14 protein-coding genes and 1 pseudogene are annotated in these 17,563 nt (G+C 55.4%); 5 read left to right on the top strand and 10 right to left on the bottom strand.

Going from position 1 to position 17,563, the window contains the following annotated elements; genetic code table 11:
• Nucleotides 1–35 precede the first annotated feature (35 nt).
• The 8 genes and pseudogenes from PYW49_RS14510 to map all read right to left on the bottom strand — a co-directional run bounded on the left by PYW49_RS14510 (nucleotide 36) and on the right by map (nucleotide 10,296).
• Entirely contained in the window at nucleotides 36–800 is a 765-nt protein-coding gene (locus PYW49_RS14510) for an SDR family oxidoreductase (protein ID WP_320386794.1), read from the bottom strand.
• A gap of 50 nt (nucleotides 801–850) precedes the next feature.
• The gene (gene mdtQ / locus PYW49_RS14505; protein ID WP_320386793.1) at nucleotides 851–2,269 is read right to left on the bottom strand and encodes a multidrug resistance outer membrane protein MdtQ; all 1,419 of its coding nucleotides are present in this window, start codon (nucleotides 2,267–2,269) and stop codon (nucleotides 851–853) included.
• A gap of 201 nt (nucleotides 2,270–2,470) precedes the next feature.
• Nucleotides 2,471–3,865, bottom strand: a complete 1,395-nt coding sequence (locus PYW49_RS14500; RefSeq protein ID WP_320386792.1) for a glycoside hydrolase family 1 protein — start codon at nucleotides 3,863–3,865, stop codon at nucleotides 2,471–2,473.
• A gap of 12 nt (nucleotides 3,866–3,877) precedes the next feature.
• A pseudogene (gene bglF, locus PYW49_RS14495) lies at nucleotides 3,878–5,844 on the bottom strand (PTS beta-glucoside transporter subunit IIABC).
• Between the two features lie 24 nt (nucleotides 5,845–5,868).
• Nucleotides 5,869–6,702 carry a BglG family transcription antiterminator LicT gene (licT, locus tag PYW49_RS14490; RefSeq protein WP_134347863.1) on the bottom strand — a complete coding sequence of 278 codons (834 nt, stop codon included), beginning with the start codon at nucleotides 6,700–6,702 and terminating at the stop codon, nucleotides 5,869–5,871.
• Nucleotides 6,703–6,868: 166 nt separating this feature from the next.
• Nucleotides 6,869–8,158 (bottom strand): carbohydrate porin, encoded by a 1,290-nt coding sequence (locus PYW49_RS14485; protein WP_407057613.1) that lies wholly within the window; start codon nucleotides 8,156–8,158, stop codon nucleotides 6,869–6,871.
• A 359-nt stretch (nucleotides 8,159–8,517) separates the two neighbouring features.
• Entirely contained in the window at nucleotides 8,518–9,450 is a 933-nt protein-coding gene (gene dusC / locus PYW49_RS14480) for a tRNA dihydrouridine(16) synthase DusC (RefSeq protein ID WP_134347861.1), read from the bottom strand.
• 66 nt (nucleotides 9,451–9,516) lie between these two features.
• Entirely contained in the window at nucleotides 9,517–10,296 is a 780-nt protein-coding gene (gene map / locus PYW49_RS14475; RefSeq protein WP_134347860.1) for a type I methionyl aminopeptidase, read from the bottom strand.
• A 203-nt stretch (nucleotides 10,297–10,499) separates the two neighbouring features.
• On the opposite strand from map, the gene PYW49_RS14470 reads away from it, so the two are divergent.
• The 5 genes from PYW49_RS14470 (at nucleotide 10,500) to PYW49_RS14450 (ending at nucleotide 14,958) form a co-directional block, all read left to right on the top strand.
• Nucleotides 10,500–10,895, top strand: coding sequence for a CidA/LrgA family protein (locus PYW49_RS14470; RefSeq protein WP_014884558.1), 396 nt, complete (start codon nucleotides 10,500–10,502; stop codon nucleotides 10,893–10,895).
• A complete protein-coding gene (locus PYW49_RS14465) occupies nucleotides 10,892–11,587 on the top strand; it encodes a CidB/LrgB family autolysis modulator (RefSeq protein WP_024908161.1) in 696 nt (231 codons plus the stop codon). Before PYW49_RS14470 ends, PYW49_RS14465 begins: the two co-directional genes overlap by 4 nt.
• Before the next feature lie 129 nt (nucleotides 11,588–11,716).
• Nucleotides 11,717–12,601 carry a cytidine deaminase gene (gene cdd / locus PYW49_RS14460; protein WP_320386791.1) on the top strand — a complete coding sequence of 295 codons (885 nt, stop codon included), beginning with the start codon at nucleotides 11,717–11,719 and terminating at the stop codon, nucleotides 12,599–12,601.
• Between the two features lie 127 nt (nucleotides 12,602–12,728).
• Nucleotides 12,729–13,448, top strand: a complete 720-nt coding sequence (gene sanA, locus PYW49_RS14455; RefSeq protein ID WP_014884561.1) for an outer membrane permeability protein SanA — start codon at nucleotides 12,729–12,731, stop codon at nucleotides 13,446–13,448.
• 121 nt (nucleotides 13,449–13,569) lie between these two features.
• On the top strand, nucleotides 13,570–14,958 hold the full coding sequence (locus PYW49_RS14450; protein WP_320386869.1) for a glutamine synthetase family protein: 1,389 nt from the start codon (nucleotides 13,570–13,572) through the stop codon (nucleotides 14,956–14,958).
• A 50-nt stretch (nucleotides 14,959–15,008) separates the two neighbouring features.
• On the opposite strand, the gene mglC is transcribed toward PYW49_RS14450, so the two are convergent.
• Together mglC and mglA are read right to left on the bottom strand one after the other, a co-directional pair.
• Nucleotides 15,009–16,019, bottom strand: a complete 1,011-nt coding sequence (gene mglC / locus PYW49_RS14445; protein WP_029740401.1) for a galactose/methyl galactoside ABC transporter permease MglC — start codon at nucleotides 16,017–16,019, stop codon at nucleotides 15,009–15,011.
• Nucleotides 16,020–16,034: 15 nt separating this feature from the next.
• Nucleotides 16,035–17,555: a galactose/methyl galactoside ABC transporter ATP-binding protein MglA gene (gene mglA, locus PYW49_RS14440; RefSeq protein ID WP_320386790.1), complete on the bottom strand. Its 1,521-nt coding sequence runs from the start codon at nucleotides 17,553–17,555 to the stop codon at nucleotides 16,035–16,037.
• Nucleotides 17,556–17,563 lie beyond the last annotated feature (8 nt).

Genomic DNA, 17,563 nt, shown 5'->3' with positions numbered 1-17,563 from the left:
CACTCCGGTCCTCTCCCACAGGGGTGAGGGGAAACTTACCTCTCCGGCTTAAACTGCGGGTTCGCCAGCATAAATCCCCCGTCAACAATAAACGATTGCCCCGTTGTATAGCTGGCGTCGCTGTCGCACAGCCACGCCACCAGGCTGGCGATCTCTTTCGTGTGGCCCGGCCTTGCCAGCGGGATTTCCGGCATTGAACCTTCCTTCACTTCGCTGTCATCCATGTCATTCATCGGTGTGGCAATGGCGCCCGGGGCGACGGCGTTCACCAGAATGTTGTGCTTAACCAGTTCCATTGCCATGGATTTGGTTAACCCGCCGAGGGCATGTTTTGCCGCCGTGTAGGCGCTGGCCTCCGGCAGCGGCGTGTGCTCATGTACCGAGGTGATATTGACAATCCGCCCCCCTTCCCCCTGCTTCACCATCTGACGTGCGGCAATTTGCGAACAGAGAAACGCGCCGTCCACGTCGACGGTGAAAATGTTCCGCCAGTCGCCAAACGGCATCTCCAGGAAAGGCGCTTTGGTCATCGCCCCTGCATTGTTAACCAGCACGTCCAGCCGACCAAAACGCGCAATCAGCGTTTCAATGGCCTCTGCACCTTCCGGCAGCGTGCTTAAATCAAGATGGATGGCCTCTGCGCGCTGCCCCTGCGCTTCGACCTCACGACAGGTTTCCAGCGCCCCTTGCTCATCCGAGTGCCAGGTGACGCCAATATCAAACCCGCGCCCGGCCAGCATCAGGGCCGTAGTTTTACCAATCCCGGAATCCGATGCGGTAACAATCGCTACTCTGGTCATACTCACCTCCTGAAAAACTACAAAGAGGTAAGTATAGATAATGGCCATTTTTAGCCATGATGATAACCACCGCCCAGCGCCGACGTCAGCTGCAGCGTGGCGTCGATATACTGGCCTTTCAGCATCACGCCGGCGAGATGTTCTTTGAGGGCCGGTATTCTGGCTTCACTGACCCGGGAGCCCGCAATAATACCTGCGCTAAAACGCGCCTGCGCCAGCGCCACCACCCGTGCCGCATCTTTTTCAACCTGCTGCTGCTGGCGGTTCTTCGCCGTCAGGGTTTCAACTTCACTGGCCGTACGAGCCACCTGATTGACAGCCTCTACCACCGCTTTGTTGTAGTTCGCCACCGAGAGATTGTTCTGCGCCTGAGCGATATCCAGGCTCGCATTCAGCCTGCCGCTGTCGAAAATCGGCAGCGTCAGCCCGGCGGTCACGCCCATCTGCTGCGCTGAAGCGCGAAACAGATCGCTCAGGTGGAGCGCGTCCTGCTGTAAGAAAGCCATCAGGTTCACGTCAGGATAGAAAGCCGCTCTGGCGGCCTCTACCTCGCTCATGGAGGCTTCGATATACCAGTGCGCCTCCTGAAGATCCGGGCGGCGTGCCAGCAGTTCATATCCCAGCGTCGTCGGTAACGCAGCCTCAACCGTCGGCAGCGCGTGCCGCGTAAGCGTCATGGAGGAGGAATTGGTCAGCGCGACCAGACGCGCCTCTACGGCTTTCATCTTCCCGTTGACTTCCGCCAGTTGCTCTTCGGTTTTGCTGGCGTTGATATCGGTTTCGACCCCTTCCACGGAGGAGGTGATCCCGTGCTGATACAGCTCGCGGTCGGCGCCAATAATGTTGCCCTGCTCGCGTTTAATCTGCGCGAGGACCTCCCCCGCGGCGGCCTGAGTTTGCCACTCCCAGTAGAGCCGCGCCACGCTGCTGGCCAGCAGCTGTCGGGTCTGCTCCAGCTCCGCTTTTTGCGCATTCACTTTGCCAATTCGGGCTTCGACCTGCGCACGATTTTTTCCCCACAGATCGAGATCCCAGCCTGCAGTCAGGCCAAAGGTGCCGTTGGTGTACCACGGCCCGGTGGTGCCTGCAGCCGGGTCGGTAATGGCAAAGGGCCCCATCAGCCCTTCCGCGGACATTTTCTGACGTTCGGCATCCGCTGAAAAATCAATCTGCGGACCGTCGGTGGCCATAGCGGCTTTTGCCTGGGCTTCAGCAAGCGTAATGCGCTGACGGGCAATCTGCATATCCGGCGCATCGTTCAGTGCTTTCGCAATAAGCCCGGTTAGCTGAGGATCGTTATACGTTTTCCACCACTCATTTTTCGGCCAGTCCTGATGATTCAGAACCGTATTCACCGATGTCGTGACCGGCTGGGTTTGAATAGCGGATACCGTGGCATGTTGCGGCGCACAGCCGAAAAGAATAAATGTCAGTGGAGCACTCAGAGATAAAACAAGAAAACGTTTCATTACGCCATTCACGCAAAAAATAAAGGCGCAAATTACGCCTGATGCTGTTTATTTTTTTAGTAATGCGTGGCAAAGCGCAAATTGTCATATATTTAAATATACGGAAAAATATTCACCAAAATTATTATTTGGATTTAATTATGCAAATAAAAAATAATCAACCCGACAACGTTCACTTCCCCTGTCAGGTTGATCTCTTCATTACGCTTTCAGCGAAGCGCCTTTCGTGGCAATAACCTCTTTATACCAGTAGAAACTTTTCTTACGGCTGCGCGCCAGCGTGCCTTTTCCGCTGTCATCGCGTTCGACGTAAATAAAGCCGTAGCGCTTAGAGAGTTCAGCTTTAGACGCGCTCACCAGGTCGATTGGCCCCCAGCTGGTATAGCCCATCACCTCAACGCCGTCTTCAATCGCTTCACGCACCTGTACCAGATGGTCGTTGAGGTAGCTGATGCGGTAATCATCCTGCACCACGCCGTCAGCATCCGGTTTATCCTTCGCCCCCAGACCATTTTCCACAATAAACAACGGCTTCTGGTAGCGATCCCAGAGCACGTTTAACAGGGTACGCAGGCCGATCGGGTCAATCTGCCAGCCCCATTCGGAACTTGCCAGATGCGGGTTGGGTACCATGCTCAGGATATTGCCGCGCGCCTGCTGGTTGAGAGCCTCATCTGCGGTGACGCAGCCCGTCATGTAGTAGCTGAATGAGATAAAATCAACGGTCGATTTCAGCGCCTCGCGGTCGGCATCCGTGACCTCAAGCTGAATTCCGTTGTCGCGGAAGAAGCGCTGCATATACCCCGGGTAGGCGCCGCGGCACTGCACGTCGCCAAAGAATTGCCACGCGCGGTTTTCCTGCAGCGTCTCCAGAACATCTTCCGGCTTGCAGGTCAGCGGATACATCAGGCCGCCCAGCAGCATGTTGCCGATTCTGGCATCCGGGATGATTTCGTGGCAGGCCTTCACAGCCAGCGCGCTGGCCACCAGCTGGTGGTGGATTGCCTGGTACACCTCCCCTTTGCTGCTGGTTTCCGGCAGACCCACGCCGGTCATCGGCGCGTGCAGAGACATATTGATCTCGTTGAAGGTCAGCCAGAGCTTCACCTTCTCTTTGTAGCGCGCAAACACGGTGCGGGCGTAGCGCTCGAAGAACCCAATGGCCTGACGGCTGCCCCACCCGCCGTACTGCTTCACCAGCCCCCACGGCATTTCGTAGTGGGACAGCGTCACCAGCGGAGTAATGCTGTGCGCGGCCAGCTCGTCAAACAGACGGTCGTAAAACGCCAGCCCCGCTTCGTTCGGCTGCTGCTCGTCACCGTTCGGGAAGATACGCGTCCAGGCAATGGAGACGCGCAGGCAGCTGAAGCCCATCTCAGCGAACAGCTTGATGTCTTCCGGGTAGCGATGATAGAAGTCGATGGCGACATCCTTGATGCCGCTGTCCCCTGGGACGCGTTCAACCACCGGGCCGAAGACCCCCTGCGGCTGAACGTCTGAGGTGGACAGCCCTTTTCCATCCTCCAGATACGCGCCTTCTACCTGATTCGCGGCAACCGCGCCGCCCCATAAAAAATCGTCCGGGAAAGTTTTCATCACGTTCTCCTGTTATTGATGGCTTACGCTGAGTAACGGCGCACCGGCGTTAACGGACGTTGCCGCCACGGTCACCACCTCGCGATACTCGTCGCTGTTACTGATAATAATCGGGGTCGCCAGGTCGTATCCGGCATCGATAATCGCCTGACGGTCAAACTCCAGCAGCAGGTCGCCCGGCTGAACTTTGTCGCCCACCTTCACGTGGGCGGTAAACGGCTTACCGTCGAGCTTCACGGTGTCGATACCCACGTGGATCAACACTTCAATGCCGCTGTCGCTGAGCAGGCCGATGGCGTGTTTGGTCTGGAACAGCGAGGCCACCACGCCGGCAAACGGGGCAATCACTTTGTTATCGGAAGGAATAATGGCGGCACCGCTGCCCAGCAGGCCGCTGGCAAACGTGGTATCTGGCACCTGTTCAAGCGCCAGAACGGTGCCGGTCATCGGGGATAAGACCCCGTTTTCCCCTGCCGTAACCGCAACTTCCGGCGCTGTGCGACCCGGCATTCCGGCCAGAAGCGTCAGGCCGCAGCTGAGTACCAGCGCCACCACGGTGCCGATCACGCCCCCCCACAGCGTAGCGTTCACCCCACCCGGCGGGATCATCTGGGCGATGGTAAAGATATTAGCGAAGCCGAAAGAGTAAACGTGGGTATCGCTGAAGCCGACAATGGCACCGCCGATAGCGCCCGCCACGCAGCCAAAGATAAACGGACGGCGTAGCGGCAGGTTCACACCGTAGACCGCCGGTTCGGTGATACCAAATATCCCCGCCGTGACGGACGAACCGGCCAGCATCTTCTGGCGGGCATCGCGGGTGCGCAGGAAGATCCCGAGCGCTGCGCCCACCTGGCCAAACACTGCGGGCAAGAGCATTGGCAGCATGGAATCATGTCCCAGCACCGCGAGGTTGTTAATCATCAGCGGTACCAGCCCCCAGTGCAGGCCAAAAATGACACAGACCTGCCACAGCGCCCCCATTGCCGCTCCCGCCAGCCACGGCGCCAGAACGTAGATGCTCTGATAGCCGTTCGCCAGCATCTGGCTCAGCCAGGTCGCAAGTGGCCCGATAACGAGGAAAGTCAGCGGCACGGTCACGCCCAGACAGATCAGCGGCGCGAAGAAGTTTTTCATAGAGGAAGGCAGCAGCTTCGTGCTCTGCTTTTCCAGCCAGCAGCTCACCCACGAGGCGAGAATAATCGGGATCACCGATGAACTGTAGTTGAACCAGGTGACAGGGATGCCCAAAAAGACTTCGGATACCGCGCCCGGCTGCTGGCTGGCGTTAAACGCCGCAATCATCATCGGATGGGTGAGCGCTCCGCCGATCACCATGGTAATAAACGGGTTGCCGCCGAATTTTTTCCCGGCGGTATAGCCCAGCACCAGCGGGAAGAAGAAGAACAGCGCGTCGCTGGCGGCGAACCAGATTTTATAGGTACCGCTTTCGGTGGTGAGCCAGCCGCAGACCACGGCCAGCGCCAGCAATCCTTTCAGAATACCGGACGCCGCCAGAATGCCGATAAACGGCGTGAAAATCCCGGAGACGATGTCAATCAGCCGGCCCAGCAGATTGCCTTTTTCACCCTTCTCTTCCACGACGGGCGCATCATCGCTCAGCCCCGCTTCATTGCGCACCGCCTGCCAGACGTCGTGAACGTGGTTACCAATCACTACCTGAAACTGGCCGCCGCTTTCGACCACCATGATCACGCCCGGGTTTTTCTTGAGCCCTTCCGCATCCGCTTTTTGATTCTCTTTCAGTTTGAAGCGAAGCCGGGTGGCGCAGTGTACAAGACTGACGATGTTCTCTTTTCCGCCAACGTGGCCGAGAATATCCTTCGCTAAAGCCTGGTATTCCATCTCGATTTCCTTACATCCGATGCCCGCAGGCACCTGTTGACTGAGTACAAAAAATAAAAAAACCCGAGAACGGCCTCCTTGCGAAGGCCGCGCTCGGGTTTTGCCTGCGTGATGCAGTAACAATCCCGTTTTGAGGCTTAACGCCCCTCTTTTCTCACCCGCTCAATATGAATGGCGAGGAACATAATTTCTTCGGTTGTCAGCTCGCGCTGATAGCTTTTATGCAAATGCTGGGCGATTTTCTCGGCGCATTTCCACGCTTTCGCGTAGTTGTCCTTTACCGCCGTATGCAGCGAGATATCGTCGTCTTCCACCACCGTGCGGGTGAGCATCCGCTGGGCAAAAAACTTCAGGTGAGTGACAAAACGCTGATAGCTGATCGACTCTTCGTCATACTCAAGCTGCAGTTGATACTTCACCAGCTGCAGGATCTCCTGCATCACCCGCGTCACGTGCATCACGTCCGGCATTTCGCTGTTCAGCTGCGCGGTCACCAGGTGCAGGGCGATAAACCCGGCCTCATCCTCCTCCAGTTCGACGTTCAGGCGTCTGGCGATAATGGCCCGCGCCTCCTGCCCTAATTCGAACTCCTTCGGATACAGCCGCTTGATATCCCACAGCAGCACGTTCTTGATGGCCAGTCCTTTCTTCTGGCGCTCAATCGCAAAGTAGCAGTGGTCCGTTAGCGTGATATACAAACTGTCCTGCAATTTACCCAGCCGCTGCGCCGCCATCCCAATGATGCGATCGCAGGTGGTCATCACGTCCAGCGGGATCTGGTTCAGCAGCTCCCCGAGTCGACGCACCAGCTCATCGCTTTGTAGCGCAAACACCTTTTCAATCATCGCGGTATCCAGGTCATCACCGACGCGTTTCTGGAAAGCCAGCCCGCGCCCCATCACCACCTGTTCACATCCGCGTTCATCCTGAACAACCACCACATTGTTATTAAGAATTTTGGCGATTTTCATCGGAACCCCAGAAACAAAAAAACCTGACCTCCGGCAGATGCCAGAAAATCAGGTTTTGCCTGCCGAAGCAGTAACAATCCAGTTCTGGCACTCTATCAGTTTCATTCGTAGCCTCAATGCCTCACGCGTCAGAAACGTGACGCGGATCGAACTTGCTACGGTGATATCAGAAGCTCACCACCGTTTTCAGCTCCGTTACCCAGGCATCCTGCGTGCGGGAAACACCTCCCGGATGGTGCCAGTACTGAATGCCCGGCTGCAGCTCAAGCCATGACACCGGGCGGAAGCGATAGTAAAACTCGCCGTTCAGGGAATGGCCCGGCACCGGGTGATATGCCGGATTGTTATAGTCCGCGACGCCGCTCAGGCTGTTCTGGTAGCGCTGGTTGCGCGCGTACTGGCTGCTCATATCAATCCAGGTTAAGCCGAAGCCAATCCAGTCTTCCGGCCGCGCATCAAACAGCCCGCGGTAGCGCAGCGAGGCGGCGTAAACCTGGTGCATATAGTTGGTACTTTGATCAGCAAGGCTCATGCTGAACGAGGTGCTCAACCCGCGATTCGGGTCATCCTGATGCTGCGTTATCTGCTGGTTAAGACCGGCGTACATAAACCAGGTGCGGTTGTGCGTGTCATAACCGGCCGGGTCGGAGGCGCCCGCGCCGCCGGATTTGCCGCGATAGAGATCGGTTTGCGGCGCGTTGGTAAACACCACGCCCAGGTTGTACGCGCCAGGCAGGCCGTTAATCAGCGGGCGCGCTTCGATTTCAACCGGCAGTAAGACCCCTTTGCTGCCCTTTGTTGACCAGCTCCATGCGTGGCTGCGGCTGGAGGCATTCGGGTTCTGCTCCATCACCCCGCCTTTTAAGGTGACTACTGGCGTGACCTTGTACTCCAGCGTGGTGCCCCAGGTGTGCACGTTCCAGTTGTTCCATGTCAGCGAGTTGGCAGACTTCCCGCCGCACTGCGACAGCAGCTGGAAATCACAGGGGATGATCTGGTCAAAAGTCTGCACCTTGTTCATCATCCCGATGCGCCAGGTCAGACGCCGGTCGTCAAAGCTGCGGGCAAAAGTGAGCCAGCCCAGGCGGGTAATCGACTGCCCGCCCCAACTCTCCTGGGTCAGGTCGTTAAAGTTAACGCGCGGGTCCTGCACCCGTTTGGTGGTGAGATCGTCATTGTGGTTGCGGTTGACGATGTTCCCCTCAATGCGGGCATCGGGAATGCCGGTCCAGCGCTCCAGATCCTGGTTAAAGGTCAGCGCAAACTGGTCGATATACGCCACGTGGGGATCGTGGTTATAGCCCCCGCCGCCGTTCCAGCCGATCTCATTCAAATAGCCGAGATTGTACGTAAAGCCGTTATCGTTGAGGATTTGACGGACGCCGAGCATTTCGCCGAGAAGGGGAGCCGGTGGAGCCTCAAAGCCTAATACCGTTCCGTTCCAGTCTTGCGCCATCGACAGTGGGGATATGGTCAATAAGGCGAACGCATAGAGTTTATTTTTATATGCCATTATAACAACCTGTGTTTGAGTATTTAGTGCGTAACCGGTCGCAGGAAATTTTTCTATTTCCTGTCGATATTTCATTTTTTAAAATCAGTGAAAAGCGCTAAGCCAAATTTCTCTCCTGCGTAAATGACAGGCAAAAAAAAAACCTAAGCGCTCCACAGCGAGAATGCTGTGAAACGCTTAGGTTTTGCCTGTTAACCAGTAACAATCCTGCGTTAAAAACAGTGGCACCTTAACACCGTCGTGCCACGTTGAAAACCTGAACTGTTTTCCGGTTTATAAAAGTGTGAGCGATTTAACGCTTATTATTTAGACTGGATCACCCGGGCAATATCCGTAGAAGTTTGTAATGTCCGGATCTCCTGAAATAATCCCAGCGCTTCATCGTACTCTTTGCGTAAATAACTCAGCCACTGTTTAATGCGCGCCACGTGATACAAACCGGTGTCGCCCTGCTTTTCCAGACGGCTGTATTTTTGCAGCAGCGTGACGACGTCTGGCCACGGCATACGCGGCTCGTTATATTTTACCACCCGGCTGAGGTTGGGCACATTCAGCGCGCCGCGACCAATCATCACCGCATCACAGCCGGTGGCGTTCAGACAGGCCTGTGCGCTCTCGTAATCCCAGATTTCGCCGTTAGCGATCACCGGAATGGTGAGGCGTTTGCGGATCTCACCGATCGCCTGCCAGTTAATGCGCTCGGCTTTATAGCCATCGTCTTTGGTGCGGCCATGCACCACCAGCTCGGTGGCCCCGGCCTGCTGTACCGCATCGGCGATTTCAAACTGCCGCGCGTCGCTGTCCCATCCCAGGCGTACCTTAACCGTCACCGGCAACTGCGAGGGCACGGCCTCACGCATCGCTTTCGCGCCACGGTAAATCAGCTCAGGATCTTTCAGCAGCGTCGCCCCGCCGCCGCTGCCGTTCACCAGCTTCGACGGACAGCCGCAGTTGAGATCCACGCCGTAAGAGCCCAGTTCAACCGCGCGGGCGGCGTTTTCCGCCAGCCATTCCGGATACTGGCCGAGCAGCTGTATACGCACCAGCGTGCCGGAAGAGGTGCGGCTCTGGTTGTGCAGCTCGGGACACAGGCGGAAGAAGGATTTTACCGGCAACAACATATCGACCACGCGCAGAAATTCCGTCACGCAGAGATCGTAATCGTTCACCTCGGTCAGAAGCTCGCGCACGAGGGAGTCGAGCACGCCTTCCATTGGGGCCAGTAAAACACGCATTCAGAGTACCTGTGAAAAAAGACGCGCTATAGTAGCCGCTCTGCAGGTATGTGGAAAGCCCGGGCGTTATTCCGGGATCGTCTCTTCCGGACGCAGCGTCAACACCTCGAAGCCATCGGCCGTCACGGCAATAGTATGCTCCCACTGTGCGGACAGTTTTTTATCGCGGGTGACCACCGTCCAGCCATCTTTTTTGGTTTTGAGCCGGCTGTCGCCCTGATTCACCATCGGCTCAATGGTAAACACCATCCCTTCCTGCAGAACTGCCCCTTCACCCGGCTTACCGTAGTGCAGCACCTGCGGATCTTCGTGCATCTCTTTACCTACGCCGTGTCCGCAATATTCGCGCACCACGCTGTAACCGTTACCTTCGACGTGCGTCTGGATGGCGTGACCAATGTCCCCCAGCGTCGCGCCGGGCTTCACGACCTTGATCCCTTTCCACATGGCTTCATAGGTCTTTTTCACCAGTCGACGCGCCAGCGGTGATACCTCACCAATCAGGTACATTTTACTGGAGTCGGCAATCATGCCGTCTTTCTCAAGAGTGATATCCACATTCACGATTGAGCCCGATTTCAGGTGCTCGGACGCTTTGGGAATACCGTGGCATACCACCTCGTTAATAGAAGTATTCAGCACATAGGGGAAATCATACTGACCTTTGCTGGCCGGACGGGAATGGAGTTGATTCACAATAAAATCTTCAACCTGATTGTTAATCGCCATCGTCGTGACGCCGGGTGCGATAAAGCCGTCTAACATGGTAAAGACGGAGGCCAGCAGCTCCCCGGCATGCCGTTGCCGGGCAAGCTCATCGGCGGTTTTAATGATGATTGACGACATTGAGTATCTCCTGCGTCGTGATGCTTAATCACTTGATTCATAAATAAAACAAATACTGGCATTTAAACGGGAGGCTGTCCATTTGTCGAAATGCCGGACGTTCCATTCTGGAATGTCTGGTATGCTCAAAATTCATGATGTGATCCGTGGCACATTTCTAGGTTTAATTGTATGATGAATGCGTTTCAGCAAGGACTATCACCATGAGTAAATCATTGAACATTATCTGGCAATATCTGCGCGCATTCGTCCTGATTTACGCCTGTCTGTATGCCGGGATTTTCATCGCTTCGCTGCTGCCCATCACCATTCCCGGCAGCATTATCGGTATGCTGATCCTCTTTGTTTTGCTGGCATTGCAAATCCTGCCCGCAAAGTGGGTCAACCCCGGCTGCTTCGTACTCATTCGCTATATGGCGCTGCTTTTCGTGCCTATCGGTGTTGGGGTCATGCAGTATTTTGATCTGCTCAAAGCCCAGTTCGGCCCGATTGTGGTCTCCTGCGCGGTCAGTACGCTGGTGGTTTTCCTGGTGGTGAGCTGGAGTTCACATCTGGTGCATGGCGAACGTAACGTGATTGGGGAGAAAACAAAGAAATGATGGCCAATATCTGGTGGTCGCTGCCGTTAACCCTGGCGGTGTTCTTCGCCGCTCGCAAACTTGCCGCACGCTTCAAAATGCCCTTGCTGAACCCGCTTCTGGTGGCGATGGTGGTGATTATTCCGTTCCTGCTGCTCACCGGCATTCCTTATGAACGCTACTTTGCCGGCAGCAAAATTTTAAACGACCTGCTGCAGCCCGCCGTTGTCGCGCTGGCCTTTCCGCTTTATGAGCAGCTGCACCAGATCCGCGCTCGCTGGAAATCCATCATTACGATCTGTTTTGTGGGCAGCCTTGTGGCGATGATCACCGGGACGTCGGTGGCACTGTTGATGGGGGCCTCCCCGCAGATTGCGGCCTCTATCCTGCCTAAATCGGTGACCACGCCTATTGCGATGGCGGTTGGCGGCAGCCTCGGCGGTATTCCGGCCATCAGCGCGATGTGCGTTATTTTCGTCGGTATTCTCGGCGCGGTGTTTGGTCACACCCTGCTGAACGCGATGCGTATTCATACTAAGGCGGCACGGGGACTGTCGATGGGCACCGCCTCGCACGCGCTGGGCACCGCCCGCTGTGCGGAGCTGGATTATCAGGAAGGGGCGTTTAGCTCCCTGGCGCTGGTGATCTGCGGGATTATCACCTCCCTGCTGGCCCCGTTCATTTTCCCGCTAATTCTGGCGGTAATGGGCTAAAATTTGCGATGCGTCGCGCAAATTTCATTTTGATTTCATAAGTTGCATACATAATGAGAAGTGGATCACATATAAAGCCCTGACGGCTCCGTAAACTACCGATCCATTAACCTTTATGAGGCAAACGCCATGCACCCACGTTTTCAAGCTGCTTTCGCCCAGCTTGCAGAGAATTTGCAGTCAGCCCTGGCTCCCGTTCTGGCAGATGCACACTTCCCCGCCCTGCTGACGGCTGAGCAGGTCACGATGCTGAAACAGGCAACGGGACTGGACGAAGACGCGCTGGCTTTCGCACTGCTCCCCCTGGCCGCCGCCTGCGCGCGTGCCGATCTCTCCCACTTCAACGTCGGGGCCATCGCGCGTGGCGTCAGCGGCAGCTGGTACTTCGGCGGCAATATGGAGTTCCTGGGCGCAACCATGCAGCAAACCGTTCACGCCGAGCAGAGCGCCATCAGTCACGCCTGGCTGCGCGGTGAAAAAGCGCTGAGCGCCATTACCGTGAACTACACCCCCTGCGGCCACTGCCGTCAGTTCATGAACGAGCTGAACAGCGGGCTGCAGCTGCGCATCAACCTGCCGGGTCGCGCGCCGCACACGCTGGCGGATTACCTGCCAGACGCGTTTGGCCCGAAAGATCTGGAGATCAAAACGCTGCTGATGGACGAGCAGGACCACGGTTTCGCCCTGTCCGGCGATGACCTGAGCCAGGCGGCCATTCGCGCTGCCAACAAGAGCCACACGCCGTACAGCAAGGCCCCTAGCGGCGTAGCGCTGCAGTGCCGCGATGGCCGTATCTTTAGCGGCAGCTATGCAGAAAACGCCGCGTTTAACCCAACGCTGCCGCCGCTGCAGGGCGCACTCAACCTGCTGAGCCTGAACGGCTATGACTATCCTGACATTCAGCGCGCCATTCTGGCAGAAATTGCCGATGCTCCGCTGATTCAGTGGGATGCGACCGCCGCGACGCTTAAAGCGCTGGGCTGCACGACGATTGACCGCGTACTGCTTGCGTAATCCTTCCGGCGGGCAGAAATGCCCGCCCGTTTGCTGAAAAACCCCTCAGTTGAGTCGCTGTTTCTTGCGCTAACCAGGCGGGTAAAGTAGCCTGAGTTAAATTTCACCTTCGGTACGAGCCATCTGCATGTTAAAGCGCGTTTTTTACAGCCTGTCTGTCCTGGTCGGCATACTGCTGTTGATCGTGCTGGGCCTCGATCGCTGGATGAGCTGGAAAACCGCCCCCTACATCTTTGATGACCTGCAGGACCTGCCTTATCGTCAGGTTGGCGTGGTGCTCGGCACCGCCAAGTATTACCGCACCGGCGTCATTAACCAGTATTACCGTTACCGCATTCAGGGCGCGCTGAACGCCTACAACAGCGGCAAGGTGAACTACCTGCTGTTAAGCGGGGATAACGCCCTGCAAAGCTACAACGAACCGGTGACGATGCGTAAGGACTTGATTGCCGCGGGCGTGGATCCTGCCGATATCGTGCTCGACTACGCCGGGTTCCGCACTTTGGATTCCATCGTGCGCACGCGCAAAGTCTTCGACACCAATGACTTCATCATCATTACCCAGCGCTTCCACTGCGAGCGCGCTCTGTTTATCGCCCTGCATATGGGCATTCAGGCGCAGTGCTACGCGGTGCCGTCGCCAAAAGATATGCTGAGCGTGCGCGTCCGCGAGTTTGGTGCTCGTTTTGGCGCCCTGGCTGACCTCTATATCTTCAAACGCGAACCGCGCTTTTTAGGCCCGCTGGTGCCGATTCCGGCGATGCATGAAGTGCCGGAAGACGCCCAGGGTTACCCTGCCGTCACGCCAGAACAGCTGCTTGATATGCAGAAAAAAGAGAAAAAATAGGTTCGCCTTTATACTTTCTTTACGCCGGTCCTGACGCTTTTTATCCCCCCTTTACGCCGGCTCTTTTAAGCTGAGTTCACTGCCGCTACGGCTTCATTGAAGAATGACTATGAACTCGATAATGAATGCGTTTTTCCTGAAAAGTCTCCGTCCGTATTTTAACTTTCCCGGTTTATCACTCCCTGGCGCACTCAATTCTGGCCTCTGGCTTGATCAAAAAATTGACGCCCTGCAGCACAACATTGCAGTGGAGGTGGCAGATTATCTGGAACGCTACCCGCAGACGAAACACGTTGACGTTTACCTGAACGATATCAACGGCACGATGCGCGGCAAGCGCCTCTCGGTAGAGAGCATGCTATCTCTGGAAAACGGCTGTTATTTTCCCCTTTCCGTCTACTCGATGGACCAGAAAGGCAAAATCGCCGCCCCGCTTCATGATGAACCCGACCGACTCTGCGTCCCCGTTGCCGGCTCCCTGCGCCCCTGTCCGCAGGATCCGCAGCACAACGCACAGATCCTGCTGACGATGAAAGACAGCGATAATAAACCCTGCCCGCTTGAGCCGCGCGCGATCCTGCAGAACGTCCTTGCCCGCTTCCACCAGCACGGCCTCTTCCCGGTCATTGCCCCGGAAATCGAATTTTATCTGACGGGAAATGAACGCCAGGATGCGCAAAATCAGGGCTGTTTTCATATGGATACCACAACAGCCCACGCGGCGCTGTTTGACGAGCTGGAACAGCTGGCACACCTTCAGCGCATCCCGCTGACCGGGATCGTGGCGGAAGCCGAGTCCGGCCAGTACGAATTAAACCTGAAACATAGCCACCGCGTAGTTGAGGTCTGTGATAACGTGCTGGCGCTGCGCCGCCTGACCCGATACGTTGCCGAAAAGCACGGCCTGCAGGCCAACTTTATGGCCAAGCCTTTCAGTGAGCTTTCCGGCAGCGGTTTGCACTTCCATTTCAGCCTCAATGACAGCCGCGGTGAGAACGTCTTTTCCTCACCGGTGAACGCGCTTAACAGCATGATGCGTTTATGCATCGCGGGCCAGCTGGCGCTGATGCCCGCCTCCGTCGCCATTCTTGCGCCAGGCGTTAACGCGTTTCGTCGCTTGCGTAAAAACCTGACGGAACCCGTGTTTAACTCCTGGGGCTATAACACCCGCGCCGCCGCATTGCGTATTCCCTGCTCGGATGACAGCAACCGTCGTATCGAGTATCGGCTGGCCGGGGCTGATGCGAATCCGTATCTGGTGGCCGCAACCATCCTGACCGGCATGCTGTACGGGCTGGAAAATATCGACGTGGAGGAGTTACCTGAACCGCAGCAGGATCAACCCGAACTGCCGCTGTTTCAGCAGGAAGCGATTGAAACCTTTGCCCGCTGTCAGTATCTCACCGACAGCCTGGGTGAGGCCTTTTCCGCACAATGGGTCGCCTGCAAGCTCTCTGAACTCGACTGGTTTGAGCGCATTGTGACCCGAGAGGAGGCAAATCTTGCATAGGGCATAAAAAAAGCCCGCTCGTTGAGCGGGCCGGATAATGCGAGAGAATCTTACTTCTTACGCGCGTATTTCAGTGAATCCAGCGCGACCGCGAAGATAATGATGGCGCCTTTGATGATGTACTGCCAGTACGGGTTCACGCCGATGTAGGTCAACCCGTAGTTGATGACGGTGAAGATGATCACACCGGTCACGACGCCGAGTACGGTACCCACACCACCGCTGAAGGAAACGCCGCCCACCACGCAGGCTGCGATCGCATCCAGCTCGTACATGAAGCCAAGGTTGTTCGTTGCAGAGCCGATACGGCCCGCTTCCAGCATCCCACCGAAAGCGTAGAACACACCGGACAAGGCATAGATGAAGAGCAGGTTCAGGGCAACGTTTACGCCGGAGACTTTCGCCGCTTCCGGGTTACCGCCGATAGCGAAGATGTTTTTACCAAAGCGCGTTTTGTTCCACAGGATCCAGACGAAGGCCACCGCAATCAGCGCATAGAAGGTGATATACGACAGGCGGAAGCTGCCCAGCGCGATAAACCCTTGCGTAAAGGTCGAGAAGCCGCTGTCAAAGCCAGAGATAGGAGAAGCACCGACAAAGTCGTAATACAGGGAGTTGATGCCGTAAACGATGATCATCGTACCCAACGTGGTGATAAATGGCGTCACGTTCAGGTAAGCAATGATAATACCGTTGATCAGACCAATCACCGCGCCGATGGCGCAGACAATCAGGATCACCACGAAAATTGGCATGGTAGCCATTTCCGGGAAGACCTTGTTGGCGTTTTCCATCGACTGCAGCAGGGTTGCCGCGATAACCGCCGCCAGACCAACCTGTCGCCCCGCGGAGAGGTCCGTCCCCTGGGTCACGATCAGGCCCGCCACGCCCAGCGCAATGATAATACGCACGGAAGACTGGGTCAGAATGTTACTCAGGTTCAACAGGCTTAAGAACGTAGGGTCCTGGAAAATGATAATAGCCAGCAGTACTAAAAGAACAACGTAAATACCGCCTTCTTTCAGGTAAGTGAGAAAACTTTTCTTATTTAACGCACTCATGAGGAGCCCCTGATCTTAAAGGTGCAAAGACGCAAGACGCAAAATTTCGTTTTGCGTTGTCGTTTTGGTGTCAACAATACCGGCAACGAGACCATTGCTCATAACCAGAATACGATCTGTGATCCCTAACAATTCCGGCATTTCGGAAGAAATAATAATGATCCCTTTATTCTTTTTCGCCAGCTCGGCAATCAGCTGATAGATTTCAAACTTCGCGCCGACGTCAATACCGCGGGTCGGTTCATCCAGCATCAGAATTTCTGGCTGGGTTAATAACCAACGGCCGATAATGACTTTCTGCTGGTTACCGCCCGAAAGCGAACCAATCTGGGTGCGGTGTCCTGGCGTTTTCACGCGCATGGAGTCAATAACCCATTGGGTATCGCTCTTCATGCGGGAGTTATCCAGCAGACCAATTTTGTTTTTGTAATTGCGAATATTAGAAATTAACGAGTTAAAGTTAATATCCAGATAGGCATAAATACCGGTCGAACGACGCTCTTCCGTCACCAGCGCAAAACCATTATTAATGGCTTCGTTGGCGTTGTGGTTGTTAATTTTCTTACCGTGCAGCGTAATCGTGCCTTGAGCTTTCTCACGGATGCCAAACAGGGTTTCCACGATGTCGGTACGTTTTGCCCCCACCAGGCCGGCAATCCCCAGGATTTCACCCTTGTGCAGGTCGAAGGAAACGTCGCGGATAGACGGCTGGCGTAACGAGGTCAGGTTGCGTACTTCCAGGATCACTTCACCCGGCTTGTTTTCTTTGTCCGGGAAGCGCTGATTCAGGGAACGGCCGACCATCATGGCGATGATCTTGTCCATGTCCAGCCCTTCCAGCGGCTGCGTGGCAATCCACTGGCCGTCGCGCAGGATGGTTATCTCATCACACAGCTGGAAGATCTCTTCCATTTTGTGCGAGATATACACAATGCCGCAGCCGCGATCTTTCAGCTTACGAATAATGGTAAAAAGGTGATTAACCTCTTTTTCCGTTAATGACGATGTGGGTTCGTCCATGATGACGATTTTCGCATCATAGGAGAACGCCTTAGCAATTTCGATCATCTGCATTTGGGATACGGATAATGTTCCCACGCGGGCGCGCGGGTCAATATCAATATCCAGCTCATCGAAAATCGCTTTGGTATCGCGATACATTTTTTCCTGATCGACAAAGACACCTTTGGTTGGATAACGCCCCAACCACATGTTATCCATGACCGAACGCTGCAGTACCAGGTTTAATTCCTGGTGAACCATCGAGATACCGTTTTCCAGTGCTTCTTTCGCTGAATGGAAATCGATCTCTTTCCCCTGAAAAAGAATGCTGCCAGAATCTTTTTGATAGATCCCAAAAAGACATTTTAATAATGTTGATTTACCCGCACCGTTCTCACCCATCAACGCATGAATAGAGTGAGGACGAACTTTTAAATTAACATTATCGAGTGCCTTAACACCGGGAAATGACTTGTTGATACCGCTCATTTCCAACAGGTATTCACCGGATGACTGAGTAGTTGTGCTGACCATAATTATAC

It is taken from the genome of Enterobacter chinensis, assembly GCF_034008295.1.
Classification (GTDB): domain Bacteria; phylum Pseudomonadota; class Gammaproteobacteria; order Enterobacterales; family Enterobacteriaceae; genus Enterobacter; species Enterobacter chinensis.
This window is presented reverse-complemented; position numbering and strand designations above follow the sequence as displayed.

What these genes read in the sequence shown, in the direction of transcription:
- PYW49_RS14510 (WP_320386794.1), bottom strand. Translation starts at nt 800, where the DNA reads ATGACCAGAGTAGCGATTGTTACCGCATCGGATTCCGGGATTGGTAAA.
- mdtQ (WP_320386793.1), bottom strand. Translation starts at nt 2,269, where the DNA reads ATGAAACGTTTTCTTGTTTTATCTCTGAGTGCTCCACTGACATTTATT.
- PYW49_RS14500 (WP_320386792.1), bottom strand. Translation starts at nt 3,865, where the DNA reads ATGAAAACTTTCCCGGACGATTTTTTATGGGGCGGCGCGGTTGCCGCG.
- licT (WP_134347863.1), bottom strand. Translation starts at nt 6,702, where the DNA reads ATGAAAATCGCCAAAATTCTTAATAACAATGTGGTGGTTGTTCAGGAT.
- PYW49_RS14485 (WP_407057613.1), bottom strand. Translation starts at nt 8,158, where the DNA reads ATGGCGCAAGACTGGAACGGAACGGTATTAGGCTTTGAGGCTCCACCG.
- dusC (WP_134347861.1), bottom strand. Translation starts at nt 9,450, where the DNA reads ATGCGTGTTTTACTGGCCCCAATGGAAGGCGTGCTCGACTCCCTCGTG.
- map (WP_134347860.1), bottom strand. Translation starts at nt 10,296, where the DNA reads ATGTCGTCAATCATCATTAAAACCGCCGATGAGCTTGCCCGGCAACGG.
- PYW49_RS14470 (WP_014884558.1), top strand. Translation starts at nt 10,500, where the DNA reads ATGAGTAAATCATTGAACATTATCTGGCAATATCTGCGCGCATTCGTC.
- PYW49_RS14465 (WP_024908161.1), top strand. Translation starts at nt 10,892, where the DNA reads ATGATGGCCAATATCTGGTGGTCGCTGCCGTTAACCCTGGCGGTGTTC.
- cdd (WP_320386791.1), top strand. Translation starts at nt 11,717, where the DNA reads ATGCACCCACGTTTTCAAGCTGCTTTCGCCCAGCTTGCAGAGAATTTG.
- sanA (WP_014884561.1), top strand. Translation starts at nt 12,729, where the DNA reads ATGTTAAAGCGCGTTTTTTACAGCCTGTCTGTCCTGGTCGGCATACTG.
- PYW49_RS14450 (WP_320386869.1), top strand. Translation starts at nt 13,570, where the DNA reads ATGAATGCGTTTTTCCTGAAAAGTCTCCGTCCGTATTTTAACTTTCCC.
- mglC (WP_029740401.1), bottom strand. Translation starts at nt 16,019, where the DNA reads ATGAGTGCGTTAAATAAGAAAAGTTTTCTCACTTACCTGAAAGAAGGC.
- mglA (WP_320386790.1), bottom strand. Translation starts at nt 17,555, where the DNA reads ATGGTCAGCACAACTACTCAGTCATCCGGTGAATACCTGTTGGAAATG.